Source organism: Kribbella sp. (assembly GCF_035655035.1).
Lineage (GTDB): Bacteria > Actinomycetota > Actinomycetes > Propionibacteriales > Kribbellaceae > Kribbella.
In genome coordinates, this window is record NZ_DASRVN010000396.1 from 1 (window position 1) to 13,079 (window position 13,079).

The window sequence follows — 13,079 nt, forward strand, 5'->3', positions numbered from 1 at the left end:
GCGGCACGGATCAGCGACCACAAGTGGGTACGGGTGCCGGCGACGTTCGTCGTCGAACTGTTCCGGGCCGTGCCGCTGCTGATCCTGATGTTCTTCTTCTACTACGGCAGCCTGCAGTTCAAGCTCGGCCTGACCCCGTTCTGGGCGGTCGTGCTCGGCCTGATGCTGTACAACGGCTCGGTGCTCGCGGAGATCTTCCGCGCCGGCATCGCCGCCGTACCGAAGGGTCAGCGCGAGGCGTCGTACGCGCTCGGCCTGCGAAAGAACCAGGTGGTGCGGCTGGTGCTGTTGCCGCAGGCAATCAGCGCGATGCTGCCCGCGATCGTCAGCCAGCTGGTGGTCCTGCTGAAGGACACCGCGCTCGGCTTCATCATCACCTACCCCGAGCTGCTGTACGTCGGCAAGCAGATGGGCGGGCGCCTTACCTACGGCTTCCCGTACCTCCCGACGTACTTCGTGATCGCGATCATCTACATCGGCCTGTGCTCAGTGCTGTCCCTGCTGGCCAAGTACCTCGAGGGCCGCTCACGCCGCCGCCGCAAGGTCACCGGCGGCCCGCCCCCACTACCCCTGACCAACGACCCGGGCCAGGGCGCCCCGATCTGACGAACGATTCCGACGAAGCGCTCGGCTGGAACCCTCCAGCCGAGCGCTTTTCGATTCGCTTGCTGCAATCGTGCAGTCAGCGCAACGTGTTGAACGAGTCGCGGATGATTTCCAGGGCCTCGGTGGCTTCGGCTTCGGTGAGGGTCATGGGTGGGGCCATGCGGAGGACGTTGCCGTAGAGGCCGCCCTTGCCGATCAGGAGGCCGCGGTTCTTGGTTTCCTGCTGGAGTTTGGTGGTGGCAGCCGGGTCGGGGGTGTTGTCGCCGGCTTTCACGATCTCGGCGGCGAGCATCAGGCCCTTGCCGCGGACGTCGCCGAGTTCGGGGTACTCGTCGGAGATGCCGCGCAGACCGTCGACCAACTGCGCGCCGCGCTTGGCGGCGTTCGCCTGCAGATCCTTGTCGAGCAGGTAGTCGATGGTCGCCTTCGCCGCCGCGGTCGAGATCGGGTTGCCGCCGAACGTGGACAGCGAGTTGGCCTTGATGCTGTCCATCAGGTCGCCACGCGCGACCACGCCACCGATCGCGAACCCGTTGCCGAGGCCCTTCGCGAACGTCATCGCGTCCGGAACGACGTTGTGCGCCTGGATGCCCCAGAAGTGCTCGCCGGTACGACCCCACCCGGTCTGCACCTCGTCGGAGATGAACAAGATCCCGTACTCGTCCAGGACCTCCTTGAACGCGGCGTACAGGCCGTCAGGCGGCGAGGAGAACCCGCCGACGCCCTGGATCGGCTCCGCGATCAAGCAGGCCACGTCGCCGGAGGTGGTCGTCTCGATGACCTCACGCAGGTCGTCGACGCACACCTTGATGTACTCCGCGTCCGGCAGCTCCCGGAACGGGCTGCGGTACCGGTACGCGCCCTGCACGTACTGCACGTTGACCGGCGACAGGCTGCTCGCGGACCAGCCGCGGTTGCCCGTGATCGCGACGGTGCCGAAAGCGCGGCCGTGGTACGAGTTGCGCATCGCCAGCACCTGGTTGGAGCGGCGGGCCTGGGTGGCGAGCAGCAGGGCCGTCTCGTTCGCCTCGGTACCGGAGTTCGCGAAGAAGACCTTCGCGTCCGGGATCCCGGACAGTTCGGCGATCTGCTCGGCCAGCTCGATCTGCTTGCGGATCAGGTACACCGTCGACGTGTGCGCGATCCCGGAGCCGAGCTGCTCGCGGACCGCGTCGGAGATCTCCGCGATGTCGTACCCGATCGCGTTGGTCAGGATGCCGGCGAAGAAGTCGAGGTAGGTGTTGCCCTCGCCGTCGGTGACCCGGCGGCCGGAACCCTGCACGATCTCGATCGGCTCCTCGTAGTACAACGCGAGCCAAGCCGGCATGACGGCCTTGTGACGCTCCCAGAGCTCCGCATGTGTCATGTCCAACCTTTACCTCAAGCGGCTGGGCACGTCCATTACCGTTCTCCCGTGACGTTGCCGAGCATCCCGCATGTGGACATCGAATCCCTGGAGCACTTCGACCGGCTGCTGGCGGCGGGTGCCGCCTCGATGGCCGGTTGGCGGGTCCAGTCGGTCGATCTGACCCGCCGTACGGCGGAGCTGCTCGGCCTGAAGCCGACCGGGTCGGTGTTCCTCGGCTGTGCGCTGGAGGAGCCGGCGGACGCCTGGGTACGCGACGGCGGCGGGCTCGTGTTCCCGGCGATCCCGGAGCTGCCGTTCGACGCGTACCGGGGGCGGCTGTACGACGCCGACGAGCTGTATGCGGGCCTGGAGCACGGCTACGACGCCACACCGGATGCGCAGATCTACGCCTGGTCCCGGCAGCACGACGAGAAGGGCGACACCGGCCGTACGCTCGCCGCTGCGCTGCACGACCACGCTATAGCTGACGCCTTGACGGAGCTGCCCGACGACAAGCCGTGGGTCGGCGTGATGGGCGGTCACGGCGTACTGCGCGGTTCCGCGGACTACCGCTCCGCCGTCCTGCTCGGCCGTACGCTGGCCCGCCGCGGCCGTGTGGTCGTCACAGGCGGCGGTCCGGGCGCGATGGAGGCCGCCAACCTCGGGGCCTCGCTAGCGGCGTACGACGATGCTGTGGTGGACCAGGTGTTGGGAAGACTCGCGGCTGTACCGTCCTTCCGCCCGTCGATCGCCGCGTGGGCTACAACTGGCCTGGACGTACGGCGAGAGTTCCCGGGGGACGGTGGCGTCTCCATCCCGACCTGGTTCTACGGCCACGAACCGCCGAACGTGTTCGCGTCCGCGATCGCGAAGTACTTCTCCAACGCTCAGCGTGAGGACGTGCTGCTCAGCCGTGCCCGTGGCGGCATCATCTACCTCCCAGGGGCCGCCGGCACCGTCCAGGAGGTCTTCCAGGCCGCCACGCCGAACTACTACGGCGACGCGGCCACCCAGATCCCACTGATCCTGGTCGACGTCGACCACTGGACCACCAAACTCCCCGTCTGGCCCCTGCTCCAGTCCCTCGCCACCACCCGCCCCATGTCGATCCACCTGGTCGCCACTATCGACGAGGCAGCCGAACTGGTCAGCTGAGGGTCTTCGTCAGCTTCACGTCCTCCTCTGCGAAGCCCAGGCGGCTGTAGAAGGCACGGGCGTTCGCGTTCGAGGCGCCTGTGTCGAGGGTGATGGCCGCCAGGCCCTGCTGCGTGGCGTGCTCGGCCATCGCGTCCATCAGCGCCCGTCCCACGCCGCGGCCTTCGTACTGCGCGGCGACCACCAGCTCGCCGACGTACAACTCGCTGTCGCCGGACCAGTGCGTGCGCAGCTCGCCGGAGACGAATCCGATGACGCCGTTCTCCTCGGCGACCAGCACGATCCGGCCGGGCTCACCCGACCGCGCCAGCGCCTCCACGACCCAGCCGGTGACGGCGGCGAGCACTCCCTCGGGTGATCGCCAAGGTGCGACCCCCTCGGCGAGGCGTGGCGCCAGCCCCAGAACCGCTGCGTGATCTCCGTCTTCGTACCGTCGTACCTTCATGTACTCAGTCTGCCGGTGGGCAGTCAGGCGACCTGGCGTGGTTTGAACTGCATGGGCGGATGCGCGTAGGCCTCCTGCGACTCGACGAGTTGCAGTTCGCGTTCGCCCGACTCGTGGGTGCGGGTGAGCAGCTCGAAGACGCTCGACGTGGTCCGTGCGAGTGCGTCCGCGAGATCGCCCGTACGGCGGTAGTGCGCCGTGAACAGCGCCGCCGTCACGTCACCCGAGCCGTTCGCCTTCATCGGGATGTACGGCGTCTGCACCAGCCACGCGCCGCTGTCGTCGACGGCCAGCATCTCGATCGTGCCGTCCTCCCGGTCGGGGCGCTCCACGCTCGTGACGAGCACCGTCCGCGGCCCGGTCGCGCGCGCCAGCTCCACCGACGCCAGCGTCGACTCGAGCGTGTCCGGCTCGGTACCGGTCAGGAAGCCCAGCTCGAACTGGTTGGGCGTGATGATGTCGGCCGCCGGAACCACCCGGTCGCGCAACAGCACCGGGATCGCGGGCGCGACGAAGCACCCGGACTTCGCGTTCCCCATCACCGGGTCGCACGAGTACACCGCCGCGGGGTTGGCCGCCTTCACCCGCTGCACCGCCTCGAGGATCACGTCCGCGATTCCCTCGCCGCCCTGGTACCCCGAGAGCACCACGTCGATCTGCGGCAGCACGCCGCGGTCCTCGATCCCGCGGAGCACCTCGCGGACGTCGTCCGGGCTGATCATCGGACCGCGCCACGCGCCGTAGCCGGTGTGGTTCGAGAAGTTCACCGTGTACACCGGCAGCACCTCGACACCGATGCGCTGCAGCGGAAACACCGCCGCCGAGTTACCCACGTGCCCGAACGCGACCGCCGACTGAATCGAGAGGATCTTCACCGCCCGATCATCCCATCGAGCCAGCTCGCGGCTTCGTCGAGGAAGGCGTCGACCTCGGACATGTCGTAGCCCTCGGTGAGGCGGACCGTCCGGAACTGCACCTCGCGGACCTCCTGTGCGGTCGCAGGACGGCTGACCGGCTGACCGTTCACCGTTGCCATCACCCGGTCGACGAGGTCGTCCACCTGGTCGACGGCGTACCCCTCACGCAGCCGTACCGGGGTGAACTGCGGCGCGACCCGCCCACCCGGGACCGGCACGCGTCCAGCCGGTGCGCTTGGTACACCTGGAATCCAGCGCTCTGCTTCGGCCAGGAACTTGTCGACCTCCTCGACCGCGTACCCGGGCCCGAGGAACGGCGTTCCGAAAGCAACACCGCGGATCTCGTCGGCGGTCACCTCCGGTCCGACCGCGCGTCGCTCGGCCGTGGCGACCAGCCGCTCGACGAACGCGTCGACCTGGGCGCAGTCGTAGCGCTGTCCCATCCGGCGGATGCGGAACTGTGGCCGGAGCATCAGGCCTTGCTCGCCGCGGCGAGCTGCCCGCAGGCGCCGTCGATCTCCTGACCGCGGGTGTCGCGCACGGTGACCGGCACCCCGCCGGCCTCCAGCCGACGGACGAACTCGCGCTCGTCGGCAGGGTCGGACGCGGTCCACTTCGAGCCGGGCGTCGGGTTCAGCGGGATCAGGTTGACGTGCACCCAGCCCCAGTCGCCGCGGGCGCGGAGTTTCTCGGCCAGCAGATCGGCGCGCCAGGCGTGGTCGTTGATGTCGCGGATCATCGCGTACTCGATCGAGACCCGGCGCTTGGTCTGCTCGGCGTACGACCAGGCCGCGTCCAGGACCTCGTCGACCTTCCAGCGGTTGTTGATCGGCACCAGCTCGTCGCGCAGCTCGTCGTCCGGCGCGTGCAGCGACAGCGCCAGCGTCACCGGGATCCCTTCGGTGGCGAGCTGGTTGATCCGCGGCACCAGGCCGACCGTCGACACGGTCACGCCACGCGCGGAGATCCCGAGCCCTTCCGGCGACGGATCCGTGAACCGGCGGACCGCGCCGATCACTGCCTTGTAGTTGGCCATCGGCTCGCCCATCCCCATGAAGACGATGTTCGAGACCCGGCCCGGACCGCCGGCGATCTCGCCGCGGGCCAGCGCCCGGGCGCCGTCGACGACCTGCTCGACGATCTCCGCGGTCGTCATGTTCCGGGTCAGGCCGCCCTGGCCGGTCGCGCAGAACGGGCAGGCCATCCCGCAGCCGGCTTGCGACGACACGCACATCGTCACGCGCCCCGGGTACCGCATCAGGACCGACTCGACCAGCGAGCCATCGAGCAGTTTCCACAGCGTCTTCCGGGTCTCGCCGTTGTCGCACTCCAGGTCCCGGACCCTGGTGAGCAGCGGCGGCATCAGCTCGCCGACCAACTTGTCGCGGGTCGCGGCCGGCAGGTCGGTCATCTCGGCCGGGTCGGACACCAGCCGGGAGAAGTAGTGGTTGGACAGCTGCTTGGCCCGGAACCCGGGCTCACCCAGCGCCTCGACCGCGGCACGCCGTTCCTCCCCGGACAGATCGGCCAGGTGCCGCGGCGGCTTCTTGGCACGGCGCGGCTCATCGAAAACAAGAGGCAGGGAGGTAGACATAACCGGCCTATTGTCGCCTGCCGCCCTGCCCCTTCACAAATTCACATCCACAGCGTGCTACGGATCACGCCGAGTATCCCTTCGGGGGTATCAGGGTGGCCAGCTGGTTGAAGGTCAGCCAGTACGTCGCGCTCGGGGCGAAACCGGCCGGGTCCGCGATCAGTACGGTCTGGTCGCTGTCGTCGTACCCGATCACGGTGAAGTAGTGGTAGATCGTGTAGTTCGGGTAGCCCGGTGGGTGGTTGTTGGCCGGGGCAACGATGTTGGCGACGATCGGGTAGTTGTTGCCGATGTCGAGCACGATGTCCCGCCAGAGCAGGTCGCGCTGCGCCTGGGTGGGCAGGTCGTCAGGCATCTCCTTGGTCTCGTACCAGCCGGTGCCGAGGTGGTTGTTCAGCACCCGTGTGACCTGCCCGATCCAGTCCGTGCCGTTGGTCGTGGTCGGCAGTTCGTCGGCCAACTGCTGCTGGCTGGGCGGCGAGATGCGGGCGGAGAGCGCGATCCGGGTGGCGGCCGGTGCGCACCAGTAGCCGGTCTGCTGGTACTGGAAGTCGATGTTCAGCGTCTTGACGCTCTGCGTCGAGTAGCCGAGCTTCGGCACCGGTTTGGCCGCGGCTTCGGTTGCTGCGACCGTATCGGGCGGGACGGTCGGCGGACCGGCGATGGCTGCGTTCGCCGGGAGAACCGCGGCGGCGAAGAGGGCGAGACCGCCGAGGGCGGCCTTGAACTTCGTCGTGGGAATCATGTCAGCTCCTCACTGGGACGACCGGGGCGGATCGTCCTGTGTTTGATGCTGACACACGACGCTTCATTGTGGTGAAAAAATCACCACATGTTTCGATCTCAGTGGAAAGGGTCGATGATTTCGCGGACCAGCCAGCGCACCGCACGCTCCGGGTACGGGCGCGGCAGCGACAGCACGATGTGGTCGAACCCGAGCCCGACGGCCTCCCGTACGATCGCCCGCGTCGCCGCCGGGTCGTCGTACGACACGATCTGCTGCAGCGAGCGGCTGATCGTCGCCGGGTCGCGCCCGATCCGCTCGCACTCCGCGTCGAGCCGGTGGATCCGGTCCGCGAGGGTGCCGAAGTCGGTGTGCGGTGGGCCGCTGATGTTCCACAGGTCGGCGTACTGCGCGACCAGCCGCAGCATCCGGTTGCCCCAGCCGCCGATCAGCAGCGGTGGACCGCCCTGCTGGATCGGCTTCGGCGCGTTCCGGTTGCGATCGAGGGTGTAGTACCGGCCGTGGAAGTCGAACTCCTCCTCGGTCCACATCCGGCGCAGGATCTCGATGGTCTCGCGGAGCCGGTCCACCCCCTCCCCCGGCGGTACGAGCGTCAACCCGTACGCGGCGTACTCCTCGATCGCGGGGTTCGGCCCCGGTACGCCGGTCAGCCCGGTCGACTGCTGCGTCCCGCCGGCGCCGAGGCCCATGATCAGGCGGCCGCCGGAGATCACGTCGAGCGTGCTGGCGATCTTGCCGAGGACGGCCGGCGGACGGATCCGGTTGCTGGTCACGAGCAGGCCGAGCCGGAGCCGGGTGGTCTGCGCGGCGAGCGCCGTCAGCAGCGTCCAGCCTTCCAGTACGTCGCCGTTCTTGGGGCCGGCGAGCGGGAGGAAGTGGTCCCACAGCCAGGCGTCGCGGATCTGCGGGAACTCGTCGGCCTCGAGCCAGACGCGCCGGATGTCGGCGTACGGAAGGTGCATCGGAGTGGTCTTCAGACCGAAGGTCGGTGGCATAATCATCAGGATAGCTGATGATCAGCAGCACTGACGATCAGTTCACCGGTAGATTTGACGGCATGGCTGATCGGCTCGGGTACCTGCTCAAACATGTCCTCGCACGGCTCACCGAGGCGCAGACCGAGGCGCTCGCACCGCACGGACTGAACGGGCGCGATCTGGCGGTGCTGTCCGCGGTCGCGTCCGGCGAACCGCTCTCCCAGCTCGAGGTCGCGGGCCGGCTGCGGGTGGACCGGACGTCGATCGGCGATCTGCTGGACGGGCTCGAAGAGCGTGGTTTCGTCGAACGCCGGCGGAGCGCGGAGGACCGGCGGCGGAATGTCGTCGTGCTCACTGATCTGGGCGAGTCGACCTTTGCGGCAGCCGAGCGCGTCCGGCTGGAGGTCGAGGGCTCGTTCTTGGCCCCGCTCAGCTCACCGGAGCGTTTCCGCGACGACCTGCGGCTGTTGCTGGGGGAATGAGGGCTCTCACAGGCCGGTTGAACTCTGCATGCTCTCCGTCCCGCTGTCAGTCCTGGACCGCTCTCGGACGCGCGTAGGCGAGTCGGAGGCGGAAACACTGCGTGCGACGGTTGAGGTGGCACAGCAGGTGGAAGAGCTTGGCTACAAGCGTTTCTGGGTCTCAGAGCACCACGGCGTGCCAGGAGTGGTCGGTTCGGCCCCCACGGTGCTGGCCGCGGCTGTTGCTGCTCGCACCGATCAGATCCGGGTCGGCACCGGTGGAGTGATGCTGCCGAACCACAAGCCGCTCGTCGTGGCAGAGCAGTTCGGCGTACTGGAGTCGCTGTACCCGGGCCGCATCGACATGGGCCTCGGGCGCTCCGTCGGCTTCACGAACGGCGTACGGCGGGCCCTCGGGGTGGAGAAGGACGCGGCGGACGACTTCAGCACCCAGGTCCAGGAACTGCTCGGCTACCTCGCCGGCACGTCGCCCGTCCACGCGCGACCCGACGGAGGGCTACGGATCCCGCCGTACATCCTCGCCGTCGGCGAAGGCGCCGCGATCGCTGCCGCTCTGGGCCTGCCTGTCGTGCTCGCCGCCCGCCCTGACTCGGTTGAGTTGCTGGAGAACTACCGAGCGACCTTCCAGCCGTCCGCCTGGGCGCCTGAGCCGTACGTGATCCTCGCCGTGACCGCAGCCGTCGCCGACTCCACCGAAGCCGCTCGGCAACTGTTGCTGCCCGAGGCCTGGGCCACCGCGTACTCGCGGACCCGTGGCGTGTTCCCGCCGCTGCAGGCCGACGTACCGGTCGAGCTGACGGCCCGCGAGCAGGAGTACTTCGACAACGCGCTCCGCGGCCAGATCTACGGCACCGCCGCCGAGGTCGACGAGGCGCTCACGGACCTGGTACGCCGTACCGCCGCCGACGAGCTGCTGATCACGACGAACACCTTCGACCGGGCCGCCCTGCTCGCGAACTACTCGGCGCTGGCGAAGCTCACCGGCTGATCCGGTCCTCGAGCCGCTTCCGGACGTCCGGCCACTCGTCGGCCAGGATCGAGAACACCACCGTGTCGCGGAACGAACCGTCCGCCTGCAGCATGTGCCGCCGCAGCACGCCCTCCCGGGTCGCGCCGAGCTTCGCGATCGCCGCCTGCGAACGGGTGTTCTTGGTACCCGTCTGGATCTTCACCCGGCCGAACCCGCAGGTCTCGAACGCGTGCTCCAGCAGGAGGAGCTTCGTCGCCGGGTTCACCGCGGTCCCCCAGACCGCCGGCGCGTAGCCGGTGAAGCCGAGGTGGATCCGCTCGTTCACCACGTCGACGTCGGCGAGGCTCGACGTACCGACAACCGTGCCGTCGGCAACCAGGCGCACCACGTACGCGAACCGCTTCTCCGCGGCCGGGATCCACTTCGCGCGCATCTCGTCCGCGCTCGCCGGCAACGCGGCAGGACCGCCGCCGAAGCCACCGGCGAACACCTGCTCGTTACCGATCGCGGCGTACAACTCGTCGATGTCGGACGCCTGCATCCGATCGAGACGGACGACGTCACCGATCAGCGGACGCCCATCAGGGGCAGTCGTCATGCTTTCACCAGCAGATGGAGTAGGAGCCAGACGATCGGGGCGGTCGCGAGCAGCGAGTCCAGGCGGTCCATCAGGCCGCCGTGGCCGGGCAGCAGGTTCGACATGTCCTTGATGCCCAGGTCGCGCTTGATCATCGACTCGCCCAGGTCACCGACCGTCGCGGTCAGGACCGCGACCGCACCGACGATCGCGCCGACCCACCAGTCACCGTGCAGCAGGAAGACCACCGCGGCGATCCCCGCGCCGATACAGGCCAGCGCCGAACCGGTGAAGCCCTCCCACGACTTCTTCGGGCTGATCGTCGGCGCCATCGGATGCTTGCCGAACAGCACCCCGGCCACGTACCCGCCGACGTCGCTGGCCACCGTGACGGCGAAGAACGTCACCACCCGGCCCGGACCGTCCGCGTCCGGCTGCGCCAGCAGGATCGCGAACCCGGCCAGCAGCGGCACGTACCCGATCAGGAACACCCCGGCGCTGACGTCCCGGACGAACCCGACCGATCCGCCCGGCATCCGCCAGAAGATCGTCCCCAGCACGGTGATCCCGAGCGCCACCAGCAGCGCCATCGGGCCACCGAAGTACGCCGCCACGAGCATCGCCGCGGTACCGACGAACAGCGGGACCTTCGGGATCACCGCACCGCCGGTCCGCAACGCCTTGATCATCTCGTCGACCGCGACCAGAACGGTCGCCAGCACGAGGACGACGAACAGCACCTTCTGCCAGTACAGCGATCCGAGGATCAGCGCGCCGAGCCCGACACCCACCGCGATCGCGGCCGGCAGATTGCGCCCGGCGCGGCTCGGGCTGGGACTCGGCGCGGGCGTGCTCTCGACGCCCATCACACCTCGAGCAGTTCGGCTTCCTTGTGCTTGAGCAGGTCGTCGATGGAGTCGACGTACTTCTTCGTCAACCCGTCGAGCCGCTTCTCAGCACTCTTGCCCTCGTCCTCGCCCGCATCGCCGTCCTTGACCGTCTTGTGCACCTGGTCCATGGCGTGCCGGCGGATGTTGCGGACCGAGACCTTGGCGTCCTCGGCCTTGGTCTTGGCGACTTTGATGTACTCCTTGCGCCGCTCCTCGGTCAGGGCCGGCAGCACGACCCGGATCACCGCGCCGTCGTTGCCCGGGTTCACCCCGAGGTCGGAGTCCCGGATCGCCTTCTCGATCGCGGCCATCGCGCCCTTGTCGTACGGCGAGATGAGCACGGTCCGGGGCTCCGGAACCTGGAAACCGGCCAGCTGCTGCAGCGGCGTCGGGGTGCCGTAGTAGTCGGCCAGGATGCCCGCGAACATCTGCGGGTGCGCGCGGCCGGTGCGGATCGCGGCGAAGTCGTCCTTCGCAACCTCCACGGCCTTCGCCATCTTCTGCTCGGCATCGCGGAGAGCCTCGTCGATCACGACATTCCTCGCTTCCTCTGGGCCGCCTCGGCGCGGCCACGTGTGTCCCGATCCTAGTCGTACGGCGCCTACAACCGGTTACCGGGGTTTTATTGCCCCCGGGAGACGACGGTACCGATCTTCTCGCCGTGGATGACCCGCTCGATGTTGCCCTCTTCGAGACCGAAGATCACGATCGGCAGCGCGTTGTCACGGGCCAGGCTGATCGCGGTGGCGTCGGCGACCCGGAGGCCGCGCGCCAGGAAGTCGTCGTACGACAACTGGTCGAACTTGACCGCGTCCGGGTTCTTCTTCGGGTCCGAGTCGTAGACGCCGTCCACGCCCTGCTTGCCCATCAGCAGCGCCTCGGCGCCGACCTCGAGCGCGCGCTGGGCGGCGACCGTGTCGGTGGAGAAGTACGGCATCCCGGAACCGGCGCCGAAGATCACCACGCGGCCCTTCTCCAGGTGCCGCTCGGCCTTGCGCGGGATGTACGGCTCGGCGACCTGGCCCATCGTGATCGCGGTCTGCACCCGCGTCTCGATGCCGAGCTTCTCCAGGAAGTCCTGCAGCGCCAGGCAGTTCATCACGGTGCCGAGCATGCCCATGTAGTCGGCCCGGTTCCGCTCCATGCCGCGCTGCTGGAGCTCGGCGCCGCGGAAGAAGTTGCCGCCGCCGACCACCACGGCGACCTGGACGCCGGCCCGGGCCACGTCGGCGATCTGCTTGGCGATCGAGTTCACCACGTCGGGGTCGACGCCGAGCTTGCCGCCGCCGAACACCTCACCCGACAGCTTCAGCAGCACCCGGTGATAAGCGGGCGAATACGGCGAAGAGGCCGGACTCGTCTCGGTTCCCTTGGTTTCCGTCACGATTCCGGCCTCCTCGATTCCTGCGGGTTTGCTCAGATCCTTCGCGGGATCAGGCGCCGACCTCGAAGCGGGCGAACCGCTTCACGGTCACACCGGCGTCGTCGAGCACGGCCTTCACGGTCTTCTTGTTCTCCGTGACCGACGGCTGCTCGAGCAGCACGACCTCCTTGAAGAAGCCGTTCACCCGGCCCTCGACGATCTTCGGCAGGGCGCCCTCGGGCTTGCCCTCCTCGCGGGCGGTCGCCTCGGCGATCCGCTTCTCGTTCTCGACAGTCTCGGCCGGGACCTCGTCGCGGGTGGTGTACAGCGGGCGCATCGCGGCGGCCTGCATGGCGGCACCGCGGGCGGCCTCGACGTTGTCGCCCTCGAACTCGACCAGGACACCGACCTGGGCCGGCAGGTCCGCGGCACGCTTGTGCATGTACGCGGTTACCTTGCCGTCGAAGACGGCGACCTTGCCGAGCTCCAGCTTCTCGCCGATGACGGCGGCCAGGGCCTCGATGTTCTCGGCCACCGACTTGCCGTCGGTGAGCTTCTCGTTCAGCAGGCCTTCGACGTCGCCGACCTTGCTCGCCGAAGCGTGCGCGACGATGTCGGCGGCGAGCTGCTGGAACTGCTCGTTCTTCGCGACGAAGTCGGTCTCGCAGTTCAGCTGGACCAGCGCGTTCTCGGCCGCGGCGACCAGGCCGTTGGTGGCGGACCGCTCGGCGCCGCGCTTCTGGGCCTTGGCCGCGCCGTGGATGCGCAGCTCCTCGATCGCCTTCTCGAAGTCGCCGTCGGTTGCCTCGAGCGCCTTCTTCGCATCCATCATGCCCGCGCCGGTGGTGTCGCGGAGCTTCTTCACGTCAGCGGCGGTGTAGTTCGCCATTCCTCGTTCTCTCGTCTTCTCGATGCGGCTGGATGGGCGGGGCTGTCTGGTACCCGCGGGCCGTGCGGCCCGGTTCGTGCGGCCTGCACGGCATCCGCAGCGGTGGTGCCGCCCGGCGCTG

At 68.6% G+C, this 13,079-nt stretch carries 16 protein-coding genes; 4 read left to right on the forward strand and 12 right to left on the reverse strand.

The annotated features are described in order from the left end of the window. Positions 1-606: amino acid ABC transporter permease (locus tag VFF46_RS22050; RefSeq protein WP_325039075.1), on the forward strand; the 606-nt coding region annotated here is incomplete at its 5' end. A gap of 76 nt (positions 607-682) precedes the next feature. On the opposite strand, the gene VFF46_RS22055 is transcribed toward VFF46_RS22050, so the two are convergent. Further along, positions 683-1,972 (reverse strand): aspartate aminotransferase family protein, encoded by a 1,290-nt coding sequence (locus VFF46_RS22055; protein ID WP_325039076.1) that lies wholly within the window; start codon positions 1,970-1,972, stop codon positions 683-685. Positions 1,973-2,020: 48 nt separating this feature from the next. Between VFF46_RS22055 and VFF46_RS22060 the strand changes: the two genes are divergently transcribed. Next, positions 2,021-3,109, forward strand: coding sequence for an LOG family protein (locus tag VFF46_RS22060; protein WP_325039077.1), 1,089 nt, complete (start codon positions 2,021-2,023; stop codon positions 3,107-3,109). Here VFF46_RS22060 and VFF46_RS22065 read toward each other — a convergent pair. From VFF46_RS22065 to VFF46_RS22090, 6 genes are all read right to left on the reverse strand, one after another. Beyond that, positions 3,102-3,554 (reverse strand): GNAT family N-acetyltransferase, encoded by a 453-nt coding sequence (locus tag VFF46_RS22065; protein ID WP_325039078.1) that lies wholly within the window; start codon positions 3,552-3,554, stop codon positions 3,102-3,104. The genes VFF46_RS22060 and VFF46_RS22065 overlap by 8 nt on opposite strands. Positions 3,555-3,577: 23 nt before the next feature. Then, positions 3,578-4,429 carry a pyridoxal kinase PdxY gene (pdxY, locus tag VFF46_RS22070; protein ID WP_325039079.1) on the reverse strand — a complete coding sequence of 284 codons (852 nt, stop codon included), beginning with the start codon at positions 4,427-4,429 and terminating at the stop codon, positions 3,578-3,580. After that, the gene (locus VFF46_RS22075; RefSeq protein ID WP_325039080.1) at positions 4,426-4,944 is read right to left on the reverse strand and encodes a DivIVA domain-containing protein; all 519 of its coding nucleotides are present in this window, start codon (positions 4,942-4,944) and stop codon (positions 4,426-4,428) included. The genes pdxY and VFF46_RS22075 overlap by 4 nt, the downstream gene beginning before the upstream one ends. Next, a complete protein-coding gene (rlmN, locus tag VFF46_RS22080) occupies positions 4,944-6,065 on the reverse strand; it encodes a 23S rRNA (adenine(2503)-C(2))-methyltransferase RlmN (protein WP_325039081.1) in 1,122 nt (373 codons plus the stop codon). The genes VFF46_RS22075 and rlmN overlap by 1 nt, the downstream gene beginning before the upstream one ends. A 64-nt stretch (positions 6,066-6,129) precedes the next feature. Continuing rightward, entirely contained in the window at positions 6,130-6,810 is a 681-nt protein-coding gene (locus VFF46_RS22085) for a C39 family peptidase (protein ID WP_325039082.1), read from the reverse strand. 98 nt (positions 6,811-6,908) lie between these two features. Continuing rightward, positions 6,909-7,805, reverse strand: coding sequence for an LLM class flavin-dependent oxidoreductase (locus VFF46_RS22090; RefSeq protein WP_325039083.1), 897 nt, complete (start codon positions 7,803-7,805; stop codon positions 6,909-6,911). Between the two features lie 62 nt (positions 7,806-7,867). Here VFF46_RS22090 and VFF46_RS22095 point away from each other — a divergent pair, with 62 nt between their 5' ends. Beyond that, positions 7,868-8,269 (forward strand): MarR family winged helix-turn-helix transcriptional regulator, encoded by a 402-nt coding sequence (locus VFF46_RS22095; RefSeq protein WP_325039084.1) that lies wholly within the window; start codon positions 7,868-7,870, stop codon positions 8,267-8,269. Between the two features lie 28 nt (positions 8,270-8,297). Beyond that, positions 8,298-9,257: an MsnO8 family LLM class oxidoreductase gene (locus VFF46_RS22100; protein WP_325039085.1), complete on the forward strand. Its 960-nt coding sequence runs from the start codon at positions 8,298-8,300 to the stop codon at positions 9,255-9,257. Here VFF46_RS22100 and VFF46_RS22105 read toward each other — a convergent pair. The 5 genes from VFF46_RS22105 to tsf form a co-directional block, all read right to left on the reverse strand. Continuing rightward, the gene (locus VFF46_RS22105) at positions 9,247-9,837 is read right to left on the reverse strand and encodes a GNAT family protein (RefSeq protein WP_325039086.1); all 591 of its coding nucleotides are present in this window, start codon (positions 9,835-9,837) and stop codon (positions 9,247-9,249) included. The genes VFF46_RS22100 and VFF46_RS22105 overlap by 11 nt on opposite strands. Further along, on the reverse strand, positions 9,834-10,682 hold the full coding sequence (locus tag VFF46_RS22110) for a phosphatidate cytidylyltransferase (RefSeq protein ID WP_325039087.1): 849 nt from the start codon (positions 10,680-10,682) through the stop codon (positions 9,834-9,836). Before VFF46_RS22110 ends, VFF46_RS22105 begins: the two co-directional genes overlap by 4 nt. Beyond that, positions 10,682-11,236 carry a ribosome recycling factor gene (gene frr, locus VFF46_RS22115; protein ID WP_325039111.1) on the reverse strand — a complete coding sequence of 185 codons (555 nt, stop codon included), beginning with the start codon at positions 11,234-11,236 and terminating at the stop codon, positions 10,682-10,684. The genes VFF46_RS22110 and frr overlap by 1 nt, the downstream gene beginning before the upstream one ends. 92 nt (positions 11,237-11,328) lie before the next feature. Further along, entirely contained in the window at positions 11,329-12,090 is a 762-nt protein-coding gene (gene pyrH / locus VFF46_RS22120) for a UMP kinase (RefSeq protein ID WP_325039088.1), read from the reverse strand. A 49-nt stretch (positions 12,091-12,139) separates the two neighbouring features. Next, positions 12,140-12,958 (reverse strand): translation elongation factor Ts, encoded by an 819-nt coding sequence (gene tsf, locus VFF46_RS22125; RefSeq protein WP_325039089.1) that lies wholly within the window; start codon positions 12,956-12,958, stop codon positions 12,140-12,142. Between the last annotated feature and the right edge of the window lie 121 nt (positions 12,959-13,079).